We start from the raw sequence: 10,000 nt of genomic DNA on the forward strand, positions 1-10,000 counted from the left end.
GCGGCCTTTGTGCCGGGGCAGCTTTTAGGCTAAGCTCAATCATCGAATGGGGGGGATCGAAAATGTGGAACCGGATAGCGCTGTTCGCGGCATATATATGCATGTCCGCAGGAACAGCCCTTGCGCAAACATCCAATGCAAAAGAACAAAGTCTTGAGGCCATCTGCGCGGCCACCCAGTGCCGCGCGGGTGGGCTTGAGATCGTGCTGCGCCTCAACAAGGACAGCTACACACCCATTCCCGTCGGCAAATCGCCGTTTATCATGGAAGACGGCGCACTGCTGATCTATCCGGGCGAAACCTTTGCCATTCAATATGATGTGGTGGACGGCAAGCCCACAGCCCCGCGCTGGCAAAAGAGCTATGCACCTCAATATCCGATGAAGATTTTGCGTTCGGATAAGGTCGTGGACAATGCGGCGGATCAGGCTTTACCACCCATAGTAAAAGATAATAACAAGGCGCTCATTCCGCCCAATTCGGTTCTGCTGTCCTATGGCCAATTGGCCGGTCAGACGGATATGATGCTGCGCGTTGAAAGTACCCTACCGGGTATAGTCAAATTCGATGCCGTCATGGCGCTGGTGGCAAAGGGCGGCGGTTATACCTTCAAACCCACCTCGACCTGCCCGGTTGCCAATCGTTTATTGTTCGAACACTGGCCTTATCCGATTGGCCCGATTATTCTGAAAAACATACGCTTTCTGCCAAAAGATGCTGATCTGACGTGTAAATAGTCCCTGAGCACGAGCTTTCGCCATGACACCTTTGGACCGTGCTGGTCTTTTGCCCGACGCGCACAGGGTGCCGGACCTGTTGCGGCCGGGGCTGAAACTGGTGTTTTGCGGCACGGCGCTGGGGCGGGTGTCGGCGCAGAAGCGGGCCTATTACGCCCATCCGGGAAATTTTTTCTGGCGCACCCTGCATAAGGTGGGTCTGACGTCCGAACGGCTGACGCCGACGGAGTATCCGCGCCTGCTCAACTATGGGATCGGGCTGACGGACCTGTGCAAGGCGCACTATGGCAATGATGTGGACCTGCCCGCAGAGGCGTGGGACGCCGAGGCCTTAAAGGCCAAGATCGCGGCATATGCGCCGCAACATCTGGCCTTTACCTCCAAAACGGCGGCCAGCGTCTTTCTGGGGCGACCGACGGGGCAGATCGCGCTGGGGCGGCAGGTGGAAACGGCGGGAGAGACGACGCTGTGGGTGCTGCCGTCGCCGTCGGGTCAGGCGCGGCGCTTCTGGGATGAGGGCGCGTGGCAGGATCTGGCGCGGGCCGTTACCGCTTGCCCAGAGCCTTCCTGAGCTTGAATTGCAGCTTGATCAGCGGTTCCGCCGCTGAGCGATGCAGGCGTTTGACGTCGATAAAGGTCACACCGCCGTGCCCGGACAGGGTGTGGAAGCCGTCGCCATAGCCTTCCAGCAGGCCCTCGCCCGTCAGACGCGCCACCGGCCCGGCGCAGAAGCGTTCCGGCGTCAGGGTGTCGATGCGCAGCAGGTTGATCGCCGCGCCATAGGTCGCCACGCAATCCTGCATGGGCAGGTGCAGCCTGCCGTCGCGGACAAAGGGCGTGCCGCCGGGGCGTGAGGTGTCGAGACCCGCCCGCACCGGATTGGCGGCGTGTGGCTGCCACGGCCCCAGCAGATTATCGGCATAGGCGACGTGCAGTTCGCGCATGGCCCGCCGCTCGGCCCCCGGCAGGGCGTAGAACATCCACCACCGCCCATCGTGCTTGACCACGGTGGCGTCGATGGCGGGCACCTCCAGCAGGGCCTTGACCGGCACCCAGCGGTCGGGGAAGCGCTCGCAGCGATAGAGGGTCAAAACGCCGCTCTTATGCGCTTCGGGCAGCATATAGAGTTCACCCGCTTCCTCGATCAGGAAGGGATAGGACAGGTGAAAGGGCGTGATCAGGGCCGGGCCCGAACCGATCAGCTTATACTCATTATCATATTGAAAATAATGAATTTCGCCGCGTTTGACGCGATAATCCCAGGTCTCGGCAAAGACGGTCAGGCCTTCCGCGCGCTGAAGACCGAAAGGGTCGGCAACGAAGCGGAATGATCCCTGCGGCGGCAGCCAGATGACCTCATCCGCACGCGGCGGCGTTTGCGCCACATCGTCTATCGGGCGCGGCACAAATCCCGCCTGCCACAGTTCGATCACGCCAAAGCCTCGACCGTGCGGCGCAGACGGCGGCGACCGGCATCAAAACCAAAGGACTCAATGGCATAGGCCTGCGCTTCGCGGGCGCGACGCAGCCACTGCGTGCCGTTATCCAGGACACCGCCCAGGGCCTGCGCCAGAGCGGCGGTGTTTTCTTTGGGGAACAGGGCCCCGAACTGACCGCCGCGCAGCACTTCGCGCGGGCCTTCGGTGTCCGACGCCACCACCGGCACCCCGGCCGCCAGCGCTTCGATGACGACCAGACCAAACGATTCCTCACGCGACGGCACGACAAACAGATCGACGCCGTGCAGGAAGGTCAGCGGGTCTTCGGCCCAGCCACAGAAACGCACATGGCCCTCAAGGCGCAACTGGCGCGTCAGGGCCTCCAACGCGGCACGCTCCGGACCATCACCGGCGATGCGCAGCTCAAAGCGCTGACCGGCGGCGCGCAGTTCAACGCAGGCTTCGAGCAGCAGGTCAAAGCCCTTGATCGAATGCAGACGCCCCATGGCTCCGATCACCGGCACGGCATTGGGTTTTGATTTCACCGGCAGGGCGCGCAGGTGCGAGAAGTTGGCCACGTCGAACAGGCGCAGGTCAGGGAAGCGCGACTCGGCGCCTTCGCGCACGCGGCCACTGACGCACAGGGCGGCGGAGACGTCTTTCAGATGCGGCTTGTAGGACGGGGTGTGCAGCACCTGCACCGTGCGCTGGCGCGTGCCGATGAAGGGCAGCATACAGGCGCGGCCGGCGCGGTTGCCGTGCGCAATGACCAGATCGGGGCGGAAGCTGTGGGCATAGCCCGCCAGACGCAAGGCACAGATCGGGTCAGAAATGAAACGGTTATTGAGCGGGCGAAAACCCGGCACGTCAGACAACATGCCGTCCGGATGGCCGATGCTGAGCACATCGTACCCTTCCGCCGTCAGGGCATCGTGGTAGTGACGCGCCATCAGGCCGTCTCCCCCCTTTGCCTTCGTCAGCATGATGTTCAGCAAACGCATGTCACTGGTCCCGCTCAGAGGAAAAACCGGAAGAAAATCCGGACGTCGCAGACTCACGACGCCCGGTTCAGGTTTAAGATGGAGACCCCGGCATCCACTGTCCCCCGCAGGACGAATGGTCACCTTCCGGAGGAGCCTCCTGTAGCGATGACACCGACGGACACGATTACCCTCATGCCGTTTCGAAAAATTTTTATGATTTTTTTACTTTGACCTCCCGTGATCGGGCATAAAGGCTTGTCCGGGAAGGGAAATCGCCCTTATATTCATAGCCCGATCACGCCTCAGAGAGCCGATGACCCCCACCGCGCGCCTGTCGGAAACCTATTTCGCCAAACGCGACGTGCTTCTGCGCTACCTGACGCGGCTGTGCGGCGATGAGGCGAGCGCCGAGGACGTGCTTCAGGACCTCTATCTGCGCCTGATGCGCGGCGGCATAGACGCTGAGATTGAGGAGCCTCTGGCCTTTCTCTTCCGCATGGCCAACAATCTGTGGCTCAATCGTCGCCGCACCCTGACGCGGCGCGACGCCCGCGAAGAGGCGTGGCAGACGCTCAACCCGCAAATGACCGGCGAAGCCGACGCCTCCCCGGATGCCGAGGCCGTGGTCGGCGGACGGCAGGTCCTGCGCGCCGTTTTGAACGATATCGACGCCCTGCCACCAAAGACGCGCGACATTTTCCGGCTGCATAAGCTGGAGGGCCTCAGCCAGACCGAGGTGGCGCGGCGGCTCGATATTTCGATCAGCTCGGTTGAAAAGCACCTCAGCAGCGCCCTGAAACACCTTCTGGCGCTCAACCGAAGTCGGTGGCTGAATTAATTTTCCGCGCTGCGAAGGAAATTTTACGGGTAACGACGTATCAGGGTGTCATCTGGTCAGAGAGGCCACAAACCATGTCGGACATCGACGCGAAAATCGAAGCTGAAGCGGCCGACTGGGTGATCCGGGCGCAATCGGGCGTGATCAGCGAGCGCGACATCATCGCCCTGACCGACTGGCTCGATGCGTCGCCGCGCCATGCCCGCGCCTATGCCGAAGCCCTGACCCTGTGGGGCGATCTGGAGGCGGCGGAGCCGGCTCATACGCCAACATCGGCTGTGCGACCCGTGACACCGCGCCATCCGACGCGCCGTTTCGGCCTGATGGCTATGGGCGCCAGCGGTCTGGCCGCCGTCGCCTCAGGCGTCTTCCTGCTGGCTTCGGGCGCGCTGTCGCCGGTTCAGACCTACACCACGCATAAGGGTGAGCGCCAGACCGTCACCCTGGCCGACGGGACGCAACTGAGGCTCAATACCGACACCCACCTGTCGGTGAAGATGACGTCCAAGGCGCGCACCGTCACGCTGGACAAGGGCGAAGTGGCCGTCACCGTGGCGCACAAGGCCGATCAGCCGTTTCGCCTGCTGACCGGTAAGCTGACCCTCACCGACATCGGCACCGAATTCAACGTCGCCCGCCTCAATGGCGAGGTGCGCGTCGCCGTGCGTGAAGGCGAGGTTGAAATGGCCGACCACAGCGCCGCCTCACGCCTGCAGCCCGGCGATCTGGGCACCTACCGCGAAGCGTCGGGCACGCGGCAACTGGCCAAGGTCGATCCGGCGGAGGCCTTTGCGTGGCAATCATCCCGTGCTATCTATCGCAATCAGCCGCTGTCCGCCGTGGCCGCCGACCTGAACCGGTATTTCGATAAGCCGATCATCGTCGAAGGCGACGCCGCGCAGTTGAGGCTGAACGCCATCCTGACCCTCGATTCGCAGACTGCGGTTGCCGGGCGTATAGCTGAGTTCCTACCGGTCGATGCCCGCACGACGCCAGACGCCATCTATCTTCGCCGCCGGGCTTCTGACCGTTAGTTTCTGCACGTCCCTGCTGGGGGCCCCGGCGGCCCGCGCTGCCGACCGTGCCTACGATTTCAACCTTCCCGCCGCCCCCCTGCCGCAAGCCCTGATCACGCTGGCGGCTCGCAGCGGCATTTCCGTCGGCGGGGTCGATCCGGCGCAGTGCGACGCGACCGCGCGCCCCCTCAAAGGCCGCTTTTCCGCACATACGGCGTTACGAAAGCTGGTCCTGGGCAGCCGCTGCCGCGTCGAGCGCGTCGATGCCGTGACCTTCCGGCTGGTGCGTGAGGCGCGCCCCACGCTGCCGCGCCCCGCCGTTCGCCCCACGCCGCCGCCGTCCAATGACGACATTCCGCTGATCGTGGTGCGCCACCCCAGCCGCCTGTTCGACACCCCCGCCGGGATCAGCGTGGTGGCGCCGCCGCTTTTGTCCGGCAATGATACCGACCTGTCGAGCCTGGCCCCGCATGTGGCCGGCATGACGGTGACCAATCTGGGGCCTGGCCGCGACAAGATCTTCCTGCGCGGCGTCTCCGACAGCGTGCTGACCGGACGCACCCAGTCGATGGTCGGCCTCTATCTCGACGACACGCCGATCACCTATAATGCGCCGGACCCTGACCTGCTGCTGGTCGATATGGCGCGCCTCGAAGTCCTTAAGGGGCCGCAGGGCAATCTGTATGGTCAGGGTGCCCTGTCCGGCGTCGTGCGGCTGGTCACCAACAAGCCGCAGTTCGACCATTTCGAAGCCGAAGCCGGGGTGGCGCTCGGCACCGCCTCTAAAGGCAAGCCGTCATGGCGGACCACCGGCATGATCAACCTGCCCCTGCCGGGTGAGGCCGCTTTGCGTGCCGTCGTATGGGACGAAAAATCGGCTGGGTTTATCAAGGATGAGGCCCTGACGAAGAATGCCAGCAACGACACCCAGCGCTCAGGCGGGCGGCTGTCGTTCAAATGGCAGGCGACCCCCACCCTGACGCTCGATTCGACCTTTATCGTGCAGGATCTGCGCTCCTCCAACAGCCAGTACGTCGTGGGCCGCATGGGTCCGTACCGCCGCGCCCTGTCTCTGGCCGAACCGCACGACAATATCTTTCAGAACCTGGCGATCGGCGTGACGCGCGAAACCCCTTCGGGAACGTGGCGGCTGGCGCTCAACCGCCTGCGTCACAAGATTCACTCCGGCTATGACGCGCAACCGATCGGGCGCTACGTCACCATCCCCAATTCGGGCGTCCTCTTCTTCGAGGAAGACCAGACCATTCGGCTGTCCAGTGTCGAAGCCAGCTATGTGTCGCCGCCCGACCGTCCGCTGCGCTGGCTGGCCGGGGTGTTTGCGGCGCGAAGCGAAGAAAGTTTCACGCCCCTGCTGATCGACGTCTTTACGCGGCGCACCCTCTATGACGAGGACCGCTCCGACCGCATCGACGACGTGGCCGCCTTTGCCAAGCTCACCTGGGATTTTGCGCCCAAATGGTCCCTTTCTGCGGGCTTGCGGGCGCAAAGGTCGCGTCACCGCACGCTCAGCGACATCGCGAGGGTGCGCCTTGTGGACTATGCCCCGTCGGGCCGCGTTACGGGCGTCATCAACGCGACCCCGGTGACGCACGAGCTGATGCTGAGCTATCAGCCCTCGAACACGCTGATGCTGTACGCCCTGTCGTCAGACGGGTTCCGTACCGGCGGCTTTAATACCACCACGGCACAGAAAACCATCATCCCCGCCACCTACCGGGGCGACCGCCTGCACAGTATCGAAGCGGGTATGAAATACCGCGCCCCGGATGGCCGGCTGCGGGCCGATGCCGCCCTCTATCATATCGAATGGCGCGATATTCAGTCGGATCAGTTGCGACCCACCGGGCTACCCGTGACGCTCAATATTGGTGATGCCCGGAACACCGGCCTTGAAATCGAAGGCGGTTGGCGGCCGCGCGACACCCTGACGGTGCAGGTACGCGCACAGTTCAGCGATCCCAACCTGTATAAGACCAATCCCCTCTATCCCAAGGTTCTGGAAGAAGGGATGCCCTATATTTCGCCCCACATGGTCAGCCTGACCACCCAGTGGCGCCGCCGACTGTGGCGACTGCCGCTCGAAAACGCGGCGGTGCTTTCGTATCGCGGCGGCTCCCCGCTCAACTACGGTATCACGCGGGTGATCCGCATGAAGGGCTATACCAATCTCGATCTCAGCAGCAGCGCCGATCTGGGGCCCTATACGATCGCCCTGCGCGTCACCAATGCGACGGGTAACAAGAGCAACAGCTTCGCCTATGGTAACCCGTTCGCGCTGGACACCGCACCACAGAATACGCCGCTAAGGCCGCGCACCCTGTGGCTGTCGGTCAACCGGCACTTCTGAACGGATCAATTAATTCTCGTCGATAACCGTTTCCAGACGCGGGGCCGGATCAATGTCGCGCCGGGCATAGGCATCGCGGGCCGCGTCACGCGCCCGATCCCAACTCAGCTCGCCGCGTTCGGGGTAGGCGTCCCAACGGTTGCGCAGTTCGTCATCGCTCAGATCGTTGAAAGCCGTACCGGCATGATCGCCATAGAGATCATAGCCGAAGCGATAGGCCGGACGGAAAATGCCGTAATTGTCTTCCGCGCCATAGGGGCGGTTGGAAAAGTCGCGTTGCCAGAAGGCGTCGTGGTCGTTCCAGTCGCTGATGGGGCCGTTGGTGATGAAATCGTTCATGATATCCTCCTGTTTTTGCTGAATTTTACTCTAAACGGCGATGTATAAGGATACGATCCGCCGGGCGGGTCACCGTGACAAAAAGCCGGTCACGGGGGCCACACACATTAAAAAACCCCGCCCGATGCACGACCGGACGGGGCTTTCGTTTCTGCCCTCAGTGCCCGTGGGGGCGGCGGGGCTGACCGATGCCCACACGGGGCACCGGTTAAGCCAGAGCCTCATGCCGAAAAGTGGACACCACTTTTCGGAAAAAGCATGAGGCGTTCGAAATAATTAGAGCCATTCGGCGGCTCAACTTAGCCGACGAATGCTCTAAGTGGCTTACTGAACCGGCTTGCTGGCCGGAGCCGGTTCGGTGGACGGCGAGGCCGACATATCCGAAGCCGACGAGTCCGCCGGGGCCGAGGTCGCCGAAGCGCCCGATTTGGCCAGGGTAGAGGCCTTCAGGGCCGTCTGATCGGCGCTCAGCGTACCCGTCACGGTCACTTCATCGCCGATGGCGAAGGGCTGACCGTCAGAGGTCGCGGCCGAGGCGTCAACGGCGATTTCCTTGGCCGAGGGGGCTTCGCCGACCTGAAGCGTGAAGGTGCCGGCCTTCTGGCCCGCGGCGGCGATCTTGCCGGTCAGGGTGGTGGAGGCGGCCGGCGCTTCGGCGGTCGCCGTGGTGTCGGTCGAAGGTTGGGAAGTCGAAGGCGTGGTCTGCGCCAGAGCCGGGGTGATGGAGAGGGCAGCACCGGCAATGGCGAAGGCGGCGATCTTGGTCGTCAGGTTAAAGCGGGTCATGATGGGGTTCCTTTCGGTTCCGGTTGAATGTGTGTCCGTGGCGCTTTCCATCCGCGCATCCGGTGCGAACAGAAAGACCAGCCGGTGACTTTGCAGTAACAAAGCCTGCGTGCTGGGCGTTCAAGCTGTGTGGCTCAACAGCGCCCCGGCTGAGTTTCAGGCTACGGGTCGGGGGGTAAGTAAACCATCGGGAAGCACGCCCTGCGCGTGTCACCTTCGGGTAAAACACGCTTTGGCCGTATTCGCCCGCGCACCGCCGCATTTGCGCCGCGCGATGGCCGCAGCGTGTCGCGCGTGTCGCTTAAGGCCTTGTCCTGTGGAGACAATTTTCCGCGCGCCGGGCCGCATTTGCGCGAACAGCGACCGGTGACGCATCGCCGCGCATAAGTCGGCCATGTGTTCGGCCCCGGTATTTGTCAGGGCTGCGTAAGGACCGGAAATGAAGGCCGTGACTCAAAATCCACATCGCTCGCAAAAGTTTTGCCGATTTGCGGGCGGGGGTGCGCTTATGCTGACACTAGATCATTATGATTTCTGGTAGAAACATAATGATCTAGTTTTTGTTTAGCCCCTCGCCGGGCGGTGGCTCCGCCACCTTGGCCGCCGCCTCAATGGCGGCTTGAGCGGAATGATTGCAGTAGAAATCATTCCGCTCTAATACGCGCCAAATAGGCTAAACCTGCGCTGATCTTGTGTTTGATCGCGCATGTGAGTCCAAAAAACCGTTTCACACGTTTTGGCATGCGCTCAGGAGGAGACCATAATGAGCGACGGACGGACACGCTGCGGCTGGGTCAACGAAAGCAAGCCCCACTATGTGCATTACCACGACCACGAATGGGGCGTGCCGGTCCACGACGACCGCCTGCTGTTCGAAATGCTGATCCTTGAGGGCGCGCAGGCCGGGCTCAACTGGGAAACCATCCTCAAACGCCGCGACGCCTACCGTGCTGCCTTCAAAAACTTCGACGTCGCCGCCTGCGCCGCCCTGAGCGACGCAGAGTTGGAGGCGCGGATGCACGACGACGGCATTATCCGCAACCGCCTCAAAATCGCATCGGTGCGTAAAAACGCCCGCGCCTTCATGGCCATTCAAAAAGAGTTCGGCAGTTTTGACGCCTATCTGTGGGGCTTTGTCGGGGGTCAGCCCCTGCGCAACCGCCCGCAGACCCTGCGCGATGTGCCCGCTTCAACCCCCGTCTCCGACGCCCTGTCGAAAGACCTCAAAAAGCGCGGCATGAGCTTTGTCGGCTCCACCATCCTCTACGCCTATATGCAGGCCGTCGGTCTGGTCGATGACCATGTGGCAAGCTGCTTCCGGGCGGCGAAGTAAACGCCACTTATTTAATCGTCACGTTTCAATTGCTGCTTATACAGTTCATAGTTTTTAAATATTCTGTCCAAGCAATCTTGAAATCCCATCAAAATATGATAAGCATTATGGTTGTGATATTGTACTTGATCGTCATAATTTGCGTACTTCGCATAAAGACA

The 10,000-nt window shown here is 62.2% G+C and carries 11 protein-coding genes; 7 read left to right on the forward strand and 4 right to left on the reverse strand.

Going from position 1 to position 10,000, the window contains the following annotated elements:
* Positions 1-737: hypothetical protein (locus LDL37_RS01935; RefSeq protein WP_290793528.1), on the forward strand; the 737-nt coding region annotated here is incomplete at its 5' end.
* Positions 738-759: 22 nt separating this feature from the next.
* Positions 760-1,308 carry a mismatch-specific DNA-glycosylase gene (locus LDL37_RS01940; protein ID WP_290793531.1) on the forward strand — a complete coding sequence of 183 codons (549 nt, stop codon included), beginning with the start codon at positions 760-762 and terminating at the stop codon, positions 1,306-1,308.
* Here the strand turns inward: LDL37_RS01940 and LDL37_RS01945 are convergent.
* Both LDL37_RS01945 and LDL37_RS01950 read right to left on the reverse strand, forming a co-directional pair.
* The gene (locus LDL37_RS01945; protein ID WP_290793534.1) at positions 1,283-2,170 is read right to left on the reverse strand and encodes a hypothetical protein; all 888 of its coding nucleotides are present in this window, start codon (positions 2,168-2,170) and stop codon (positions 1,283-1,285) included. The genes LDL37_RS01940 and LDL37_RS01945 overlap by 26 nt on opposite strands.
* Entirely contained in the window at positions 2,167-3,177 is a 1,011-nt protein-coding gene (locus LDL37_RS01950) for a glycosyltransferase (protein WP_290793538.1), read from the reverse strand. Before LDL37_RS01950 ends, LDL37_RS01945 begins: the two co-directional genes overlap by 4 nt.
* A gap of 295 nt (positions 3,178-3,472) precedes the next feature.
* On the opposite strand from LDL37_RS01950, the gene LDL37_RS01955 reads away from it, so the two are divergent.
* The 3 genes from LDL37_RS01955 to LDL37_RS01965 all read left to right on the forward strand — a co-directional run bounded on the left by LDL37_RS01955 (position 3,473) and on the right by LDL37_RS01965 (position 7,381).
* Positions 3,473-3,997: an RNA polymerase sigma factor gene (locus tag LDL37_RS01955; RefSeq protein WP_290793540.1), complete on the forward strand. Its 525-nt coding sequence runs from the start codon at positions 3,473-3,475 to the stop codon at positions 3,995-3,997.
* 74 nt (positions 3,998-4,071) lie between these two features.
* Complete coding sequence (locus tag LDL37_RS01960; RefSeq protein WP_290793543.1) at positions 4,072-5,031, forward strand: FecR domain-containing protein; 960 nt, start codon at positions 4,072-4,074, stop codon at positions 5,029-5,031.
* The gene (locus LDL37_RS01965; RefSeq protein WP_290793546.1) at positions 4,976-7,381 is read left to right on the forward strand and encodes a TonB-dependent receptor; all 2,406 of its coding nucleotides are present in this window, start codon (positions 4,976-4,978) and stop codon (positions 7,379-7,381) included. Before LDL37_RS01960 ends, LDL37_RS01965 begins: the two co-directional genes overlap by 56 nt.
* A 9-nt stretch (positions 7,382-7,390) precedes the next feature.
* Here LDL37_RS01965 and LDL37_RS01970 read toward each other — a convergent pair whose 3' ends face one another.
* Positions 7,391-7,720, reverse strand: coding sequence for a hypothetical protein (locus tag LDL37_RS01970; RefSeq protein WP_290793549.1), 330 nt, complete (start codon positions 7,718-7,720; stop codon positions 7,391-7,393).
* A gap of 324 nt (positions 7,721-8,044) precedes the next feature.
* On the reverse strand, positions 8,045-8,506 hold the full coding sequence (locus LDL37_RS01975; RefSeq protein ID WP_290793551.1) for a hypothetical protein: 462 nt from the start codon (positions 8,504-8,506) through the stop codon (positions 8,045-8,047).
* A gap of 207 nt (positions 8,507-8,713) precedes the next feature.
* Between LDL37_RS01975 and LDL37_RS01980 the strand changes: the two genes are divergently transcribed.
* Both LDL37_RS01980 and LDL37_RS01985 read left to right on the forward strand, forming a co-directional pair.
* Positions 8,714-8,893: a hypothetical protein gene (locus LDL37_RS01980; protein WP_290793553.1), complete on the forward strand. Its 180-nt coding sequence runs from the start codon at positions 8,714-8,716 to the stop codon at positions 8,891-8,893.
* A 376-nt stretch (positions 8,894-9,269) separates the two neighbouring features.
* Entirely contained in the window at positions 9,270-9,839 is a 570-nt protein-coding gene (locus tag LDL37_RS01985) for a DNA-3-methyladenine glycosylase I (protein ID WP_290793556.1), read from the forward strand.
* Positions 9,840-10,000 lie beyond the last annotated feature (161 nt).

The organism is Asticcacaulis sp., assembly GCF_020217185.1.
Taxonomy (GTDB): domain Bacteria; phylum Pseudomonadota; class Alphaproteobacteria; order Caulobacterales; family Caulobacteraceae; genus Asticcacaulis.